The 14,411-nt window shown below is 65.6% G+C and carries 18 protein-coding genes; 6 read left to right on the top strand and 12 right to left on the bottom strand.

The features are described 5' to 3' along the window. Nucleotides 1-34 precede the first annotated feature (34 nt). From miaB to tsaB, 5 genes are all read right to left on the bottom strand, one after another. Complete coding sequence (gene miaB / locus ACK4FJ_RS08030) at nt 35-1,423, bottom strand: tRNA (N6-isopentenyl adenosine(37)-C2)-methylthiotransferase MiaB (protein ID WP_409765331.1); 1,389 nt, start codon at nt 1,421-1,423, stop codon at nt 35-37. 387 nt (nt 1,424-1,810) lie between these two features. Then, entirely contained in the window at nt 1,811-2,686 is an 876-nt protein-coding gene (locus ACK4FJ_RS08025) for a lysophospholipid acyltransferase family protein (RefSeq protein ID WP_409765330.1), read from the bottom strand. Nucleotides 2,687-2,715: 29 nt separating this feature from the next. Then, nucleotides 2,716-3,159 (bottom strand): Fur family transcriptional regulator, encoded by a 444-nt coding sequence (locus tag ACK4FJ_RS08020; RefSeq protein ID WP_409765329.1) that lies wholly within the window; start codon nt 3,157-3,159, stop codon nt 2,716-2,718. Nucleotides 3,160-3,314: 155 nt separating this feature from the next. After that, complete coding sequence (locus ACK4FJ_RS08015) at nt 3,315-3,743, bottom strand: MucR family transcriptional regulator (protein ID WP_409765328.1); 429 nt, start codon at nt 3,741-3,743, stop codon at nt 3,315-3,317. 88 nt (nt 3,744-3,831) lie between these two features. Continuing rightward, nucleotides 3,832-4,983: a tRNA (adenosine(37)-N6)-threonylcarbamoyltransferase complex dimerization subunit type 1 TsaB gene (gene tsaB / locus ACK4FJ_RS08010; protein ID WP_409765327.1), complete on the bottom strand. Its 1,152-nt coding sequence runs from the start codon at nt 4,981-4,983 to the stop codon at nt 3,832-3,834. A 29-nt stretch (nt 4,984-5,012) separates the two neighbouring features. On the opposite strand from tsaB, the gene ddpX reads away from it, so the two are divergent. Further along, the gene (gene ddpX / locus ACK4FJ_RS08005; protein WP_409765326.1) at nt 5,013-5,588 is read left to right on the top strand and encodes a D-alanyl-D-alanine dipeptidase; all 576 of its coding nucleotides are present in this window, start codon (nt 5,013-5,015) and stop codon (nt 5,586-5,588) included. Here the strand turns inward: ddpX and ACK4FJ_RS08000 are convergent. From ACK4FJ_RS08000 to sppA, 5 genes are read right to left on the bottom strand one after another with little or no spacing between them, the layout of a single operon-like run. Continuing rightward, nucleotides 5,543-6,697 carry an FAD-dependent oxidoreductase gene (locus ACK4FJ_RS08000; protein ID WP_409765325.1) on the bottom strand — a complete coding sequence of 385 codons (1,155 nt, stop codon included), beginning with the start codon at nt 6,695-6,697 and terminating at the stop codon, nt 5,543-5,545. The genes ddpX and ACK4FJ_RS08000 overlap by 46 nt on opposite strands. Further along, the gene (locus tag ACK4FJ_RS07995; protein WP_409765324.1) at nt 6,694-7,641 is read right to left on the bottom strand and encodes an ornithine cyclodeaminase family protein; all 948 of its coding nucleotides are present in this window, start codon (nt 7,639-7,641) and stop codon (nt 6,694-6,696) included. The genes ACK4FJ_RS08000 and ACK4FJ_RS07995 overlap by 4 nt, the downstream gene beginning before the upstream one ends. A 10-nt stretch (nt 7,642-7,651) precedes the next feature. Continuing rightward, on the bottom strand, nt 7,652-7,966 hold the full coding sequence (locus ACK4FJ_RS07990) for a lipopolysaccharide assembly protein LapA domain-containing protein (protein WP_409765323.1): 315 nt from the start codon (nt 7,964-7,966) through the stop codon (nt 7,652-7,654). Between the two features lie 18 nt (nt 7,967-7,984). Next, nucleotides 7,985-8,293, bottom strand: a complete 309-nt coding sequence (gene ihfB, locus ACK4FJ_RS07985; protein ID WP_409765322.1) for an integration host factor subunit beta — start codon at nt 8,291-8,293, stop codon at nt 7,985-7,987. Between the two features lie 41 nt (nt 8,294-8,334). Then, complete coding sequence (gene sppA / locus ACK4FJ_RS07980; RefSeq protein WP_409765321.1) at nt 8,335-9,264, bottom strand: signal peptide peptidase SppA; 930 nt, start codon at nt 9,262-9,264, stop codon at nt 8,335-8,337. A 93-nt stretch (nt 9,265-9,357) separates the two neighbouring features. Between sppA and ACK4FJ_RS07975 the strand changes: the two genes are divergently transcribed. Beyond that, nucleotides 9,358-9,780 (top strand): hypothetical protein, encoded by a 423-nt coding sequence (locus ACK4FJ_RS07975; RefSeq protein ID WP_409765320.1) that lies wholly within the window; start codon nt 9,358-9,360, stop codon nt 9,778-9,780. Next, nucleotides 9,777-10,721, top strand: coding sequence for a sterol desaturase family protein (locus ACK4FJ_RS07970; protein ID WP_409765319.1), 945 nt, complete (start codon nt 9,777-9,779; stop codon nt 10,719-10,721). Before ACK4FJ_RS07975 ends, ACK4FJ_RS07970 begins: the two co-directional genes overlap by 4 nt. Here the strand turns inward: ACK4FJ_RS07970 and ACK4FJ_RS07965 are convergent. Both ACK4FJ_RS07965 and ACK4FJ_RS07960 read right to left on the bottom strand, forming a co-directional pair. Further along, complete coding sequence (locus ACK4FJ_RS07965) at nt 10,718-11,281, bottom strand: PAS domain-containing protein (protein WP_409765318.1); 564 nt, start codon at nt 11,279-11,281, stop codon at nt 10,718-10,720. The genes ACK4FJ_RS07970 and ACK4FJ_RS07965 overlap by 4 nt on opposite strands. 135 nt (nt 11,282-11,416) lie before the next feature. Next, the gene (locus ACK4FJ_RS07960; protein ID WP_409765317.1) at nt 11,417-11,974 is read right to left on the bottom strand and encodes a sigma-70 family RNA polymerase sigma factor; all 558 of its coding nucleotides are present in this window, start codon (nt 11,972-11,974) and stop codon (nt 11,417-11,419) included. Nucleotides 11,975-12,120: 146 nt separating this feature from the next. Here ACK4FJ_RS07960 and ACK4FJ_RS07955 point away from each other — a divergent pair, with 146 nt between their 5' ends. From ACK4FJ_RS07955 to ACK4FJ_RS07945, 3 genes are read left to right on the top strand one after another with little or no spacing between them, the layout of a single operon-like run. Next, nucleotides 12,121-12,702, top strand: coding sequence for an invasion associated locus B family protein (locus tag ACK4FJ_RS07955; RefSeq protein ID WP_409765316.1), 582 nt, complete (start codon nt 12,121-12,123; stop codon nt 12,700-12,702). A gap of 4 nt (nt 12,703-12,706) precedes the next feature. After that, nucleotides 12,707-13,906 (top strand): 23S rRNA (adenine(2503)-C(2))-methyltransferase RlmN, encoded by a 1,200-nt coding sequence (gene rlmN / locus ACK4FJ_RS07950; protein WP_409765315.1) that lies wholly within the window; start codon nt 12,707-12,709, stop codon nt 13,904-13,906. A 53-nt stretch (nt 13,907-13,959) separates the two neighbouring features. Beyond that, nucleotides 13,960-14,409, top strand: a complete 450-nt coding sequence (locus ACK4FJ_RS07945) for a hypothetical protein (protein WP_409765314.1) — start codon at nt 13,960-13,962, stop codon at nt 14,407-14,409. Nucleotides 14,410-14,411 lie beyond the last annotated feature (2 nt).

The following is a 14,411-nucleotide window of genomic DNA, read 5'->3' as shown; positions in this document are numbered from 1 at the left end:
TCGGTTACCAGCAAATCCTTGTGCCGCGCCCGCGTCACGCCGCCTCGCGGCTGGCGCCGGCGATCGCGGCGAACAGCGAATTGGCGTGGCCGTCGGTGACCGTCACGGTGACGAAGTCGCCGATCTTCACGGTCGGATCGTTCAGCACCACCGACTGCATGTAGGGCGAACGGCCGAGCAGCTGGCCGGGCTGGCGGCCCGGGCGCTCGACCAGCACATCCATGCTGCGGCCCACGCAGGCGCGGTTGAAAGCAGCCGACTGTTCCTGCAGCAGGGCCTGCAGCGCATAGAGGCGCTCGGTACTGACGGCATCGGAAACCTGCTGCGGCATCAGGCTGCCCGGTGTGCCGGGTCGCGGCGAGTATTTGAAGGAATAGGCCTGCGCGAAGCCGACATCGCGCACCAGCTGCAGCGTAGCCTCGAAATCGCGGTCACTCTCGCCGGGAAAACCGGTGATGAAATCGGAGGTCAGCGCGATATCTGGCCGCGCCGCGCGCAGTTTCTCGACGATGCGCAGATAATCCTCGGCACGGTGGCCGCGGTTCATCGCTTTCAGGATGGCATCCGATCCCGACTGGATCGGCAGATGCAGGAACGGCATCAGGCCGGATACATCGCGATGGGCGGCAATCAGATCGTCATCCATCTCGCGCGGATGCGACGTCGTGTAGCGCCAGCGCAATTTCGGATGGCGACGGGCGAAGCGATCGTTCAGTTCGCGCAGTAGGCGACCGAGCGACCATGTCTCGCCATCAGGCCCTGCGCCATGCCAGGCATTCACATTCTGGCCCAGCAGGGCGATCTCAATGGCACCGGCATCGATCAGGCGTTCGGCCTCGGCAATAACGGCGGCGGCCGGGCGCGAATATTCGGCGCCGCGCGTATAGGGCACCACGCAGAAGGTGCAGAACTTGTCGCAGCCTTCCTGGATCGCCAGGAAACCGACCGGGCCGGGCGGCGTGGCAACCTGTTCGGGCAGGTGGTCGAATTTCGATTCGACCGGGAATTCGGTATCCAGCACGCCGCTGCCCTTGCCAGACGCCAGCGCGCGGTGGCGTTCGGCTTTGGCCAGCAATTCGGGCAGACGGTGATAGGCCTGCGGCCCGACCACAAGGTCGACGAAAGGCGCGCGGGCATGGATTTCCTCGCCCTCGGCCTGGGCGACGCAGCCGGCCACGGCGATGGTGACGTCGCCGCCGCGCTCGCGCGCCTCGGCCTTGCGGATGCGCCAGTGGCCCAGTTCCGAGAAGACCTTCTCGGCAGCCTTCTCGCGGATATGGCAGGTGTTGATGATCACCATGTCGGCGTCATCGGGCGTCTCGGTCTTGGCGTATCCCAGCGGGGCCAGCACGTCCGCCATGCGGGCGGAGTCGTAGACGTTCATCTGGCAGCCGTAGGTCTTGATGAACAGCTTCTTGGCCAAGTCCGGGTTTCAGCGGGGCGAATCGTCGATTGTTAACGAGGCCCCAGACGCTCCTTGCGATGTTTCGACTGTTGCAACCTAGCATCCCGGGGGCGCCAAGCCAAGCGGAACGGCATGGCGGCAAGCGCGGCGTCACAGATTCTTCACAAGAGAATCAATGGTTTAATCCGGCCAACGGATGACCGGCCAACGCCTGGGCGCGCCCGGCATGCGGCCAGGCCCCGGCCAATCCTCGCCAATAATCGCCAATGATCGACAATTATCGCCAATTCTTGCCAATCATCGCCAAAACCGGCGGCGGCGGCCGGCGGATTCGCGGCCCGGGACCGAGGCCGGGGAGCAGACTGGGAAGGACGTGGCGCCGGCGGCACCCGGAATCAAGGCCGGTCAGGCCCCGTCGGCGACGGGGGCCGGTGGAGCCTCCAGCACATGCCCGGGCACATGATGGTGGTGCGGCTTGGGCAGGCTGCGCTCGCCCCCCTCGCGGCCGGCATTGATGTCGCTGAGGCCCTCCAGCACGCGCTGGTGACACCAGGCCGCCATGCCCTTGCGCGAGGCGAAATCCTCCATGGTCACCGGCTGGTGCAGTTCGACCACCGCCTCGCAGGGGCCCGCCTTGAGGAAGCGCCACAGATGCGGCACCAGATCCTCGTCGCCGACCCAGGCGAAGATGCGCATCCAGCGCCGCCCGACCGGCATGTGATTGAGCTTGGCGTAACCGAGGCTGACCGGCTGCACATTCAGCATGCGCCCCTGCACCGGATGTTCGGCGGCGGCGAAGAAGGCGGATTTGAAACTGTGGATGCGCAGGCCGTCGGAGGACGTGCCTTCGGGGAACAGGATGAGGTTGTCGCCATGTTCCAGCCGTTCGCGCATCTCGTCGCGGTGTTCGGCGGTGCGGCGACGGTTCTCGCGTTCGACGAACACGGTGCGCTGCAACCGCGCCAGCGTGCCGAAGAACGGCCAGGTGCCGACTTCCTGCTTGGCGATGAAGCTGGCCGGCAGCACGGCCGACAACACGACGATATCGAGCCAGGAAATATGATTGGACACGAACAACGTGGGCGCCGCCGCCGGCGCATGGCCCACACGCCGGACCTTCACGCGCAGAAGCCAGGCGACGCTGCGATGATAAACATGCGGCAGGCTGCGCATCAGCGGGCTGCCGGTCTTGATCAGCAGAAACTGGACGGGGATCAGCAGCACCGTCCACACAAGGAAGACGGCGAGCGTCAGAATGGCCCTGACGGTCATAAAGGTCATGTTGACATGAAGGTCATGCTAACGAGCGGCTAGTGACCGCTTTTGCCCTTCTTGCCGGCACCCTTGTCATCGAGCGGCACGCCGAACAACTCAAGCCGGTGGTCGACCAGCTTGTAGCCCAGGCGCGCAGCGATCTTTTCCTGCAGCGCCTCGAGTTCCGGGTCATTGAATTCGATGATCTTGCCCGAGCGCGTGTCGATCAGGTGATCGTGGTGCGATTCGGGCATTTCCTCGTAGCGGGCGCGGCCGTCGCCCAGATCGAGGCGGCTGAGGATGCCGTTTTCCTCGAACATGCGGACCGTGCGATAGACCGTGGCAATCGAGATGCGCGGATCGACCGCCACCGAGCGGCGGTGCAACTCCTCTACATCGGGATGATCGTCGGAGGCGCTCAGCACACGGGCTATCACCCGGCGCTGATCGGTCATCCGCATGCCCAGTTGTTCGCAGAGTTGTTCGAGACGGCTGCTCATCTGCCGGCTGCCCTTTTATGCTGTTTTATCCCTGTCGGAGCGACCCGCTATTTCTAGCACGTCCCATCCGGGGATGAAACGCGTCGCTCCGGTCCTGCGACCCCAAAATGGGCCGTTCTTCCAATAAGCCTTTCGGCCCGGAAAATCCAATGCCGTCAACGCCGGCGGCGGCCCTTGCCCAGGCCGATCTTCTTGGCCAGCGCCTGGCGATGCAGAGCATAATTCGGCGCAACCATCGGATAATCCGGCGGCAGGCCCCAACGTTCGCGATATTGTTCCGGCGTCATCTTGTAGTGGCTCATCAGATGGCGCTTGAGCATCTTCAGCTTCTTGCCGTCTTCCAGGCAGACGAGATAGTCGGGTGTGACCGACTTCTTCACAGCGATGGCCGGCTGCGGTTTCTCTCCGACGCCGGAGGATTGCACCACCGCTGCACCCGCAGCGCCGATGCCGGCCAGCGTGGCGTAGACCTGGCGTATCAGGGCCGGCAGCTCGGCCGACTCGGTCTTGTTGTTCGAGACATGGGCGGCGACGATCTCGACCGTCAGCGCCAGCAATTCCGACCTGTCGGCGGCAGTGGCCATGGTTCCGCTCCCAATATCTGAAATAAAACCGGATTCCGCCGCCAATATATGTGGCCAGCCGATACTAAATCCAGTGACGAATTCGGGCTTATTTTTGTGATTTGTCTGAAAAAGACAGTAAAACCTGCATCACCACGGCATCGCCGCCGGCGGCATAATAGCCGCGCCGGTGCCCCACCGCCGCGAAACCCAACCCGGCATAGAGGGCACGGGCGGCGGCATTATCCTCGGCCACTTCCAGGAAGCAGCGCGCGACGCCCCGTTCGGCCAGCTGCGCCAGCCCGGCACGCATCAGCGTCTCGGCCACGCCCAGGCGGCGCAGGCGCGGCTTGACGCCCAGGGTGATCACTTCCGCCTCGTCGGCGGCGATGCGCAGCAACAGGAAGCCGACCGGCTGGTCGCCGCTCAGCGCCAGCAGGCACAATGCGCCGGGCATGGCCAGCAGCTCGCGGAAACTCTGCGCGTTCCAGACCTCGCCGCGCGCAACGCCGGCGAAGGCTTCTTCATGCAGCGGCGCGAGGATGTCGGCGGCCTCGACGCCGCAGGGTTGCACGGCCACGCTCAGGCTTGCGCGCGGCTGCGCCACTGCCGGCAGGGCGGCATCGGGCGGACGGATGTAGAGCGGCGATGGCGCATGCTGCGGTCGCGGCTGGGCCAGTGCCAGCCTTGCCACGATCACCGGATCGGGATTGGACTCGGCGGGCGAGAGAATGAGGTCGTCGCGGTTGGCCGCCTGCTGCAGCAGGGCCGCACCGCTGCCAACCAATAGCGTGGCGCCGACAGGCAGGGCCGCGACGGCGGCGGCGATGGGCAATATCCGCGGTTCGTCCAGCGCCGCGCCCAGGCCGGCTTCGGCTGCCGCGAAAGCCTGCATGTAAACCTCGCCGCGTCGCGCATCGATCACGGCGACGGTATGCCGCCCGGGTTGCGCGGCGGCGATGGCCAGCGCCTGTGTGGTGGTGACGCCATGCACGGGCCGGTTCAGCGCCAGGCCGAGCGCGCGGGCGGTGGCCAGCGCGGTGCGGATGCCGGTAAACGACCCGGGGCCGATGGTGGCGGCAATGGCATCGAGCTGCTTCAGCTCGATGCCGGCGGCGGCGCGTGCCTGTTCCAGCACCGGCAGCAGGCGTTCGGCATTGCCCTTGCCGCCGGGCGAAACCACACGGGCCAGCACCTTGTCGCCATCCAGGATGGCGGCCGAGCAGGCATCCAGCGCGGTATCGATGGCGAGCAGCTTCACGGGCGCGATCCGCAATGGTAGGAGAAGGCATGACCGTGCCTTCCCCCCATCATGCCGGCCTGGTCGAGATCGCCGGCCCCGATTATCCGGTGCTGATCGACATGCGCTATGCCAGCGCCGACAACATCACCGGCAAACCGATCTACCGACGCCCGGCCTGTTTCCTGAACGCCGAAGCCGCCGGCCTGCTGCGCAGCGCCATCCGGCTTGCCGCGCAGATGGACCTGCGGCTGAAAGTCTTCGATGCCTTCCGCCCCACCGAGGCAGCCTGGGCTTTGTGGAACCATAATCCCGATCCGAATTTCCTGGCCGATCCGCGCAAGGGCTCGCCCCATTCGCGCGGCGCGGCGGTGGATGTCACGCTGGTCGGCACGGATGGCCGCGCGCTGGACATGGGCACCGATTTCGATGCCTTCACGCCGCTGGCCTTCCACGGCAACCTCGACGTCACGCCCGCGCAGCAGCGCAACCGCGCCCTGCTGCTCGGCATCATGACCGCCGCCGGGTGGGACTTCTACCGCAATGAATGGTGGCACTACCAGCTTTTCCAGCCGCGCCGTTACCCGCTGCTGTCGGATGCGGCAGCGGGAACCTCGATGATGTGACCGGCAGCCCAGCGCGCCGCCGCTTCAAACTCCGCCTTCTCCTGCAGCACGGCGGCGATCCTTTCGCCCAGCGCCGGCCCGAATTTGAAGCCGTGGCCAGAGGTGCCGCACAGCGCATAGCCGCGCGCACCGAGGCGACGGAACTGGAGTCGTTCCTCCGGTTCGACATCGTAGAAGCAGGTTTTGCCCTGCAGCACGCGGTAGCCTTCCAGCCCGGCGATGCGATGGCGCGCGTTATCCAGGATGGCGTCGATCTCGGCCGATGACGGATCGCGGTTGCCATCCGGATCGGCGGTGGGACCAAAACGATGGTCGCTGATCTTCAGCCCGGTGCGCATGCCATCGCGCGTGACGCGCGGCGGCACCAAGTAGAAGCCCTTCGCGGCGCCGATTTCGAGCAGCATCGGCGCGGCATGCCAGGCAGCCACGAATTCCGCCGGCGGCTGCAGATAGACAACGGTCTGGCGCGACGGACGCGATACCGGCGCCAGATCGGGCAGCAGCCGGCCGGTCCACGGCCCGGCGGCTACCAGGATACGGTCGGCACGCAGCGTGTTGCCGTCGGCGAGCGTCAGGCTGCCGGCCTCGGCATCCAGCGCCGCGACGGTCCTGCCGGTCAGCATCGGCACGCCGCGTTCGCGCAGATGGCCGCTTAAGGCCGCGATGATGGATTGCGCGAACAGCACACCGCCCGAGGGGCAGTAATAGGCATCATCCAGTCCGTCGCCCACCAGCATGGGCCAGCGGCCGGTCACGGTCTCGGCGTCAAAGGCGAGGTGCTCGATCTCTTCCGCCGCCAGCGCGACAACGGATTCCTTGGCCCAGCCATCGCCCGCGCCGCTCAGGATCAGCGTGCCGGTCTCGGCATAAAGCCGCATCTTCAGATCGCCCCACAGCCTTTCCCAGCCGTGATAGGCCTCGCGCACCATGCGCAGATAGCCGCGCTGCGCGCCGTAGGGATAGCGGATCAGGCGGTGCTGGTCGACCGAGGAACCAAGCGGATTGGGCAGCACGCCCTGTTCCACCACGCTGACATCGGCGCCGGCACGCCGCAGCGCCCAGGCCGCGCAGAGCCCGACAATGCCGCCGCCAACAACGACGGTCTTCATGGCTGCACGCTTTCGGCCACCAGCTCGGCCGCGGCGAGATCTTCCAGCGCGGTGCCGACCGATTTGAACAGCGTGATCTCGTCGTCGCCTTTGCGCGCGAAGGCATCGGTGCGGCACAGATCGAACAGATCGCCGCGCACCTGTTCCGGCGTCAGCAGGCCGTGTTTCATCGGCACCACCAGATCGCCGGCTTCCTTCAGCGCGCCGGTGCGGGTATCGACCCAGACCGCGGCGCGCTGCAATGCTGCGTCGTCGGCCTCGCGCATCTCGGGCGTGAAGCCGCCGACCAGATCGACATGGGTGCCCGGCCGCAGCCATTCGCCGCGCACCAGCGGTTCGCGGCTGAGCGTGGCGCAGGAAATCGTGTCGGCCGTGCGCACGGCGTTTTCCAGATCCTCGACCACCGCGACCGATACGTTGAGGTCGCCGAGTTTTTCCGCCACCGCCTCGGCACGGAAGCGGTTGCGGTTCCAGATCTCGATCCGTTTGTAGCGCCGCACGGCATGATGGGCGCGGATCAGATGCGGCGCCAATGAACCGGCGCCGACCATGAGGAACTGCTTCGCATCGCGGCGCGCCAGATAATCGGCGGCGAGCGCCGAGGCGCAGGCCGTGCGGCGCAGGGTGAGCGCCACGCCGTCGATGATCGCTTTCGGCGTGCCGGTTTTCGCGTCGAGCAGAAGATACGAGCCGGTGACCGATGGCAGGCCGAGCTTCGCGTTGTCGGGATAGACGCTGACCGCCTTGATGCCGATATGGCCGCCGGGTATCCAGGCCGGCATCACCAGCAGGGTGCCGCCGGCACCGCCGGCCGGATCGTCGACATGGAAGTGACTGCGCAACGGCACCTGCCCGCCTTCGTTGCGGAATGCATTGCGCAGATGCTGAACCAGTCTGCCGTAAGGCAGAGCCGCATGAACGGCAGCGGCTTCTATGCTGCGCATCGCGACCGCCTTAGACCGCCGGCGGCGGCACGGACGGCAGCGTACCGGCCGGCTGTTCGGCCGGGCCCGTGGCCTGGTGTGCGGCAGCCTTCTGCGCATCGCGCTGGCGCTTGCGGCGCGCCGCCGTCCAGGCATTGAGGCGGCCGAGAATGGCGCCGAAGACCAGCCCGGCCAGAAAAACCAGGAAGACCAGCAGGTAGAGCGGCAGGTCGAGGATGAAAGGCAGCGGTTCGAGGCTGACGGTGACAGCCTGCCGATTGGATACCGCGAAGACCACCAGAACGATCAGCAGCAGGGCAGCGAACAGGACGCGCAGAAAGCGCATGGCAGCCCCTTCAGATATTTACTCGTCGGAATCCGAGTTCTGGTCGCCCGACAGGTTGAGTTTCTGGCGCAGCTCCTTGCCCGTCTTGAAGAAGGGCACGAATTTCTCCTGCACCTCGACGGCGGCGCCGGTGCGCGGATTGCGACCGGTGCGTGCCGGTCGGCGCTTTACGGAAAAAGCCCCGAAACCGCGCAATTCGACACGGTCGCCGCGCGAGAGCGCATTGGCGATTTCATCGAAAATTGTGCCGACGATCCGCTCGATATCGCGTTGCGTCAGATGCTGGTTACGTTCGGCCAGACGGTTGATGAGTTCGGACTTGATCATCGGCGTTTCCCTGCGCAGCGGTGGCGGGGCCCCCTCGTTCTCTACTCAGGGTGCCAAAGGGAGACCAGCCCGTCAAGCTTAAGCCGTTCGGAGAAAAGGCTTTTTCCAAACAGGGTCGCCAGCGCCCCGGCGCCGACCCCGTCCAGCCAGCCCGTGGGGGGCTCGGAAGGGATGTCGTGGAGGGGCAATTCAGGGGCGATTCCCCGATTCCGGGCCAGCCAGTCGCGGGCCTCGGCCAGGCCGCCGAGACCGTCGATCAGCCGGTTTTCCAGCGCCGCCCGGCCGGAATAGACCCGGCCGTCAGCCAGCACGGCCACGGTTTCAACCGGCAGATTCCGGCGTTCGGCCACAAGTTTCACAAACCAAGTGTGTGTTTCCTGCACCATGCGCTGGATCTGGGCCCGACCCTCCGGGCTCATGGGCCGGGTCGGGTTGGGCTGGTCCTTCAGGGGGCCCGAAACGATGGTTTCGGCGCTCACCCCGATCTTTTCCATCAGCTTGGAAAATTCGGCGGTCTGGAACAGCACACCGATCGAGCCGGTCAGCGAGGTTTCGCGCGCCAGCACCTGGTCGCCGGCAATGGCTATCATGTAACCCGCAGAAGCGCCCAGCGTGCCGATCACCGAGACTACCGGCTTATGCTCGGAAACCTTGCGGATCGCCTGGAACAGCGCTTCGCCGCCATAGGTGCTGCCGCCCGGGCTGTTGATATGGATGATCACCGCTTTCACGCGGTCGTCGGTGGCGGCCTCGTGCAGCTTTTCCATCCACCAGTCGTTCTCGGCGATCACGCCGTTGATCTCCAGACGCGCAACATGGGCCTGATGGCGGCGGATCACGTTGCCGGGATCGATCCAGTACAGCGCGCCGAGCGCGGCCGCGACGACCGCAAGCACGGCGACAAGGCGCCACCAGTTGAGACGGCGCGCCAGTCGGCGGCGCTCCAGCCAAGCATCGGTATCGTTGGTCATGGCGCACAAGGTAAGGGCGGCGGCCCCGCTTGCCAAGAGAGCCGCCGCCAATAACACCTTGCTGCTGCACATAAAGCCGCCAATACTGCGGCCATGGCCCTGCCGCTGGACCCCACCGTGCCGCTGGCCGGCATTGCGCTGATCCTGCTGCTGGTCTGGCTGACCGGCGGCAACCGCCGCGCGCTGGTTTCCGGCCGCGACGATGCCGCCGCCCTGCTGGCCGCCGCCGAAACCGGATTCGCCGCCGCAGACATTGCCGTGTCCCGCAACGGCGACTGCGCCATCGCCCATGATGGCCATGGTCATCTCGCCATCGTGTTCGCCAGCGGCGCGAAGCTGGCCGTCCGCAAACTGCAACGCGACGAGATCGCAACCGTGACGCTGACGCCGCAGGATGACGGCAGCGCGGTGCTGGCGATCCGCACGCGGGCCTTCACGCATCCCGATTTTGCGCTGCGGCTGGATCAGGAGACAGCGGAAGACTGGCGCCGGCGCGTGACGGAGATGCCGGCATGAGCGAGCTGGCGCTCCGGCTACCCGATCCGGTGATCCTGGCCATTCCGGCCTTCGTCGGGCTGGCCGCCCTGGAAATCCTGGTCGCGCGCCTGCGCAAACATCCGGCCTACGAACTGCGCGACACGGCGGCGTCACTGACCATGGGCCTGGTGAACCTGGTGCAGGCCGTGCTGTTCGCCGGCGTGATCTGGTGGAGCCTGCAAGCCACGTATGAATGGCGGCTGTTCGACCTGCCCGTCACGATCTGGACCTGGCTCGCGCTGCTATTCGCCGAGGACCTGGTCTATTACTGGTTTCACCGCCTGAGCCATGAGCATCGCATCTGGTGGGCGGCACATGTGAACCACCATTCGTCGCAGCATTACAATCTCTCGACGGCTTTGCGGCAGCACTGGACGGGCAACCTGGTCTTCACCTGGGCGCTGTGGCTGCCGCTGGCGCTGGTCGGCTTTCCGCCCGCGCTGATCGTATTCCAGAAGGGCATCAGCCTGGTTTACCAGTTCTGGATCCACACCGAGCAGGTCCGCCGCCTGCCGCGTTGGTTCGAGGCGGTGTTCAACACGCCCTCGCATCACCGCGTGCATCACGCCACCAACCCGCGCTACCTGGACCGCAACTATGCCGGCATCTTCATCATCTGGGACAAGCTGTTCGGCAGCTTCGCGCCGGAAGACGATGCCGAGCCCTGCCGCTATGGCATCGTGAAGAATCTCGGCAGCTTCAACCCGCTGCGCATCGCCTTCCATGAATGGGTCGATATCGGCCGCGATTTGCGCAAGGCCGGATCGCTGAGAGAGGCGATGGGCTATCTGTTCGGACCGCCGGGCTGGCGGCCCGACGGCACAGGCGTCACGTCTGACATCTTGCGTGCGCGCTGGCAGGCCGAACGATCCGATGCCACGACAGAAGCCGGAACAGGCGCCGGGGCCGCAGCAGACTAGAGCGTGTCGAGCATGCCGCGGAAGGTGGCCTGCAGCACGCCCTTCTCCAGCGCCTGGATCGGAATGAGGCGTGGCTTGGGCTGGTTGGCCGGCGCGCCCGAGACGCTCCAGGTCACGGCGCCGAGCACGAAGGCGACACGCCGAGGATCGCTATCGCCAGCCACCGGCAGCAGCAGGCGGCGCACGCGGCTCATGCCCTCCTCCGCCCAGCGCTGGGTGCTTTCGACATACAGCGGCTGTGCCTTTGCGATCACGGTGGCGTAAAGCTGTTCCATGTGATGGCGGTAGGCGCCGCTGTAAACCTCAGCGGTGGTCTTGCCAGTGGCATCGCGGTTAAACCGCTGCACCAGTTCGGTGCCGACCAGGCGAAAACGCATCACATGCTCATCGCCGGTTGGCTCGGCCAGCGACAGGAAAGGCAGCAGACGGCGCGGCATGTCGAGCGGATCGATCATGCTGCGTAGAGGCAGCGCATCCTCGACCCGCCTGGCCGACCAATAGGCAGCCAGATTGAGCAGGATACGGTCATCGGCGAAGGGAAGCGGGAGACCGGCAGTCACTTAAGATAACAATGTGGTGATATGGCGAATCGATGAGATGAAGCGTGACTCGACAGTCAGGCAATTTCCATTTTATTACAATGACTTGCAACCTGTCGGCGAATCGTTCCGCATGGAAATATCGCTTAAGGCCGATCAGCCGTCGTTTCCTTCCCCGTCAAGCTGTGCCCGCAGCCGGGCGAGCGCGAGACGGATTCGCGATTTGACCGTGCCCAGTGGCAGATTTTCGCGCTCTGCGATGGCGCGATGGGACAGGTCGCCGAAAAACGCGAGCTGCAGCAGATGGGTCTGGTCGGCCGGCAGGCTGTTCATGGCGCGACGCAGGCGCGCCTCGGTTTGCGCCTGATCGACGCCGCTGTCGGGCGCGGGCACATCATCGGGCATCAGGGCGGGATCGTTGGGATCGATCTCGGGGCGTTTCTCGCGCCGCAAGCGGTCGATGCGCTTGTTGCGCGCGATGGTGAACAGCCATGTGGCGACAGAGGCCTGCACCGGATCGAATGTGGCGGCACGCCGCCAGGCGGAAATCAGGCTTTCCTGCGCCAGTTCCTCGGCCACGTCTTCCGCCGCGCCGAGGCGCATCATGTAGGCCTTCAGTCGCGGCGCGAAATGGTCATACAGCGTGGCAAAGGCGGCACGGTCGCCGCGCTGGGCCACTGCCTGCATCAGCGTCGCCTGCCTGTCGCGATCCATCCCCTCCCGATCCATGCCGTCATGCTGCGCGAAGCGGGCCGATAACGCAAGGCAGCCAATGATTTAAGGTCTTGGCCGCATATCTGCCATGATGTTGCCATGAAATCGGGTGGAAATCCCCCGACACCACCGCTATGTTCGCCGCCATGACCGACAACAAGGCTTATCGACTGGCAGCTCCGCTGCTCGCCTCGCTCCTCCTTTTTCTGCCGGCCGGCCACGACGATGCACGGGCCCAGCAGAAGCCGCAGAAGACACAGAGCGCAGCCAAGAGCGAAACCAAGCGCATCGGCAGCTTCTCGGGCTGGGATGCCTATGAGCATACCGACAAGGGCGCCAAGCTCTGCTACCTGCATGCCCAGCCGGAAAAGAAGGAACCGGCGACGGCCAAGCGGGGCGAGATCTACATCCTGGTGACGCACAAGCCGAAGGAGAAGATCCGCAACGAAGTGAGCATCTATTTCGGTTACCCGCTGAAGGAACAGGTGGCTGCGCAGGCCGTGATCGGCAGCGCCACCATCGAGATGTTTACGCACCAGGAAGCGGCCTGGGCCGCCGATGCCGCCACCGACCAAAAACTGGTCGAGGCCCTGCGCAAGGGCAGGACCCTGGTGGTCAAAGGCGAGTCGACGCGCGGCACCAAGACCACCGACACCTATGACCTGAATGGCTTTACCGCCGCCCTGCAGGCCATCGACAAGGCCTGCGCCATGGCGGCCACCTCCTGACGCCATGACCAGCCAAGCGACCGCCATCGTTCCGGATATCGCGGCCCGCGCGGATGCTCCCGCAGCGGCTGCCGATGGCCGCCAAGACCTACTTGGTCTGACGCGGTCTGAAATCGCCGCCGCCCTGGTGGCCGCCGGCGAACCGGAGAAGGCGGCCAAGATGCGCGCCAGCCAGCTCTGGCACTGGATCTATTATCGCGGCAGCCGCGATTTCGCCGAGATGACCACGCTGGCGAAGGACATGCGCGAGCGCCTGGCCGGTCGCTTCACGGTGGGTCGGCCGCAGGCCAGCCGCGACCTGAAAAGCGTGGACGGCACGCGCAAATGGCTGTTGAAATTTGCCGACGGCCAGGAAGCCGAATGCGTGCATATCCCGGAAGACGACCGGGGCGCGCTGTGCGTGTCCAGCCAGGTCGGCTGCACGCTGACCTGCAAATTCTGCCATACCGGAACGATGAAGCTGGTGCGCAACCTGGACGCCGGCGAGATCGTCGGCCAGGTGATGCTGGCGCGCGACCACCTGGAGGAATGGCCCTCGCCCAAGGACGGCCGCATGCTGTCCAACATCGTGATGATGGGCATGGGCGAGCCGCTTTATAACTTTGACAATGTGTCGAAGGCGCTGAAGATCGTGATGGACAACGAGGGTATCGCGATTTCCAAGCGCCGCATCACGCTCTCCACCGCCGGCGTGGTGCCGATGATCGCACGCTGCGGGGCCGAGCTGGGCGTAAACCTCGCCATCAGCCTGCATGCCGTGCGCGACGATATCCGCGACGTGATCGTACCGATCAACAAGAAATACCCGATCAAGGACCTGCTGGCCGCCTGCGCCGCCTATCCCGGCCTGAGCAACGCGCGCCGCATCACGTTTGAATATGTGATGCTGAAAGGCGTGAATGACACGCCTGCCGACGCCAAGGAACTGGTGCGGCTGCTGAAAGGCATCCCGGCCAAGGTGAACCTGATCCCGTTCAATCCCTGGCCCGGCGCGCCCTATGAATGTTCCAGCGACGAGGCGATCCGCAAGTTCAGCGATATCGTGTTCAATGCCGGCTATTCCTCGCCGGTGCGCACCCCGCGCGGCCGCGACATCATGGCTGCCTGCGGCCAGCTGAAATCGGACAGCGTGAAACGCAGCAAGGCCGACATCTTGCGCGAACAGGCCGCCAAGGAAGCCACCGCCGCGGCTGTGCCAGCCTGAATATGCGGATGCCGCCCGCTTCCCGTTCCGGCCTTGCGGCCGCCGTTATACTGATGAGCCTGTTGGCGACCGATGCGGCATTTGGCCAGCAGGTCAACCTGGCTCCGCCGCCACCCGCACCAACGCTGCCACCGGCCTTCAGCACACCGCAGGGGCCGGCGGCACAGCCTGCCGTCGAAATCGACGACCGCATCGCCTTCAACAGCACCGAGCGCTGGCTGATCCCGGATTATTTCCAGAGGGTGCGGGAGAAGCAGAGCCGCGCCTCACGGGCGGCAAAATTCCAGCGCGGCCTGCCGGAGGGAATCGCGAAAGCGCCCCGCAAAGGCGACCTGCTGCCGGCGAACGTGGTGGCCAGTCTGCACCGCCTGCCCGGTCCACTGCTGCGTGAGCTGCCGCCGGCACGGCCCGATACCGAGCGGCTGGTGGTCGGCATCGACATCATCCTGCTGCGCCGCTCCAGCGGCGAAGTGCTGGACGTGCTTGGCAGCGTCATCGAGTGACC

The sequence above is a fragment of the Ferrovibrio sp. genome, assembly GCF_046297595.1.
In the GTDB taxonomy this organism is placed as follows: domain Bacteria; phylum Pseudomonadota; class Alphaproteobacteria; order Ferrovibrionales; family Ferrovibrionaceae; genus Ferrovibrio.
Note: the sequence above shows the minus strand (reverse complement) of the source record. Positions and strands in the feature narration are given on the sequence as shown.

What these genes read in the sequence shown, in the direction of transcription:
- ACK4FJ_RS08025 (WP_409765330.1), bottom strand. Translation starts at nt 2,686, where the DNA reads ATGACCTTTATGACCGTCAGGGCCATTCTGACGCTCGCCGTCTTCCTT.
- ACK4FJ_RS08020 (WP_409765329.1), bottom strand. Translation starts at nt 3,159, where the DNA reads ATGAGCAGCCGTCTCGAACAACTCTGCGAACAACTGGGCATGCGGATG.
- ACK4FJ_RS08015 (WP_409765328.1), bottom strand. Translation starts at nt 3,743, where the DNA reads ATGGCCACTGCCGCCGACAGGTCGGAATTGCTGGCGCTGACGGTCGAG.
- ddpX (WP_409765326.1), top strand. Translation starts at nt 5,013, where the DNA reads ATGACCGTGCCTTCCCCCCATCATGCCGGCCTGGTCGAGATCGCCGGC.
- ACK4FJ_RS08000 (WP_409765325.1), bottom strand. Translation starts at nt 6,697, where the DNA reads ATGAAGACCGTCGTTGTTGGCGGCGGCATTGTCGGGCTCTGCGCGGCC.
- ACK4FJ_RS07995 (WP_409765324.1), bottom strand. Translation starts at nt 7,641, where the DNA reads ATGCGCAGCATAGAAGCCGCTGCCGTTCATGCGGCTCTGCCTTACGGC.
- ACK4FJ_RS07990 (WP_409765323.1), bottom strand. Translation starts at nt 7,966, where the DNA reads ATGCGCTTTCTGCGCGTCCTGTTCGCTGCCCTGCTGCTGATCGTTCTG.
- ihfB (WP_409765322.1), bottom strand. Translation starts at nt 8,293, where the DNA reads ATGATCAAGTCCGAACTCATCAACCGTCTGGCCGAACGTAACCAGCAT.
- sppA (WP_409765321.1), bottom strand. Translation starts at nt 9,264, where the DNA reads ATGACCAACGATACCGATGCTTGGCTGGAGCGCCGCCGACTGGCGCGC.
- ACK4FJ_RS07975 (WP_409765320.1), top strand. Translation starts at nt 9,358, where the DNA reads ATGGCCCTGCCGCTGGACCCCACCGTGCCGCTGGCCGGCATTGCGCTG.
- ACK4FJ_RS07970 (WP_409765319.1), top strand. Translation starts at nt 9,777, where the DNA reads ATGAGCGAGCTGGCGCTCCGGCTACCCGATCCGGTGATCCTGGCCATT.
- ACK4FJ_RS07960 (WP_409765317.1), bottom strand. Translation starts at nt 11,974, where the DNA reads ATGGATCGCGACAGGCAGGCGACGCTGATGCAGGCAGTGGCCCAGCGC.
- ACK4FJ_RS07955 (WP_409765316.1), top strand. Translation starts at nt 12,121, where the DNA reads ATGACCGACAACAAGGCTTATCGACTGGCAGCTCCGCTGCTCGCCTCG.
- rlmN (WP_409765315.1), top strand. Translation starts at nt 12,707, where the DNA reads ATGACCAGCCAAGCGACCGCCATCGTTCCGGATATCGCGGCCCGCGCG.
- ACK4FJ_RS07945 (WP_409765314.1), top strand. Translation starts at nt 13,960, where the DNA reads ATGAGCCTGTTGGCGACCGATGCGGCATTTGGCCAGCAGGTCAACCTG.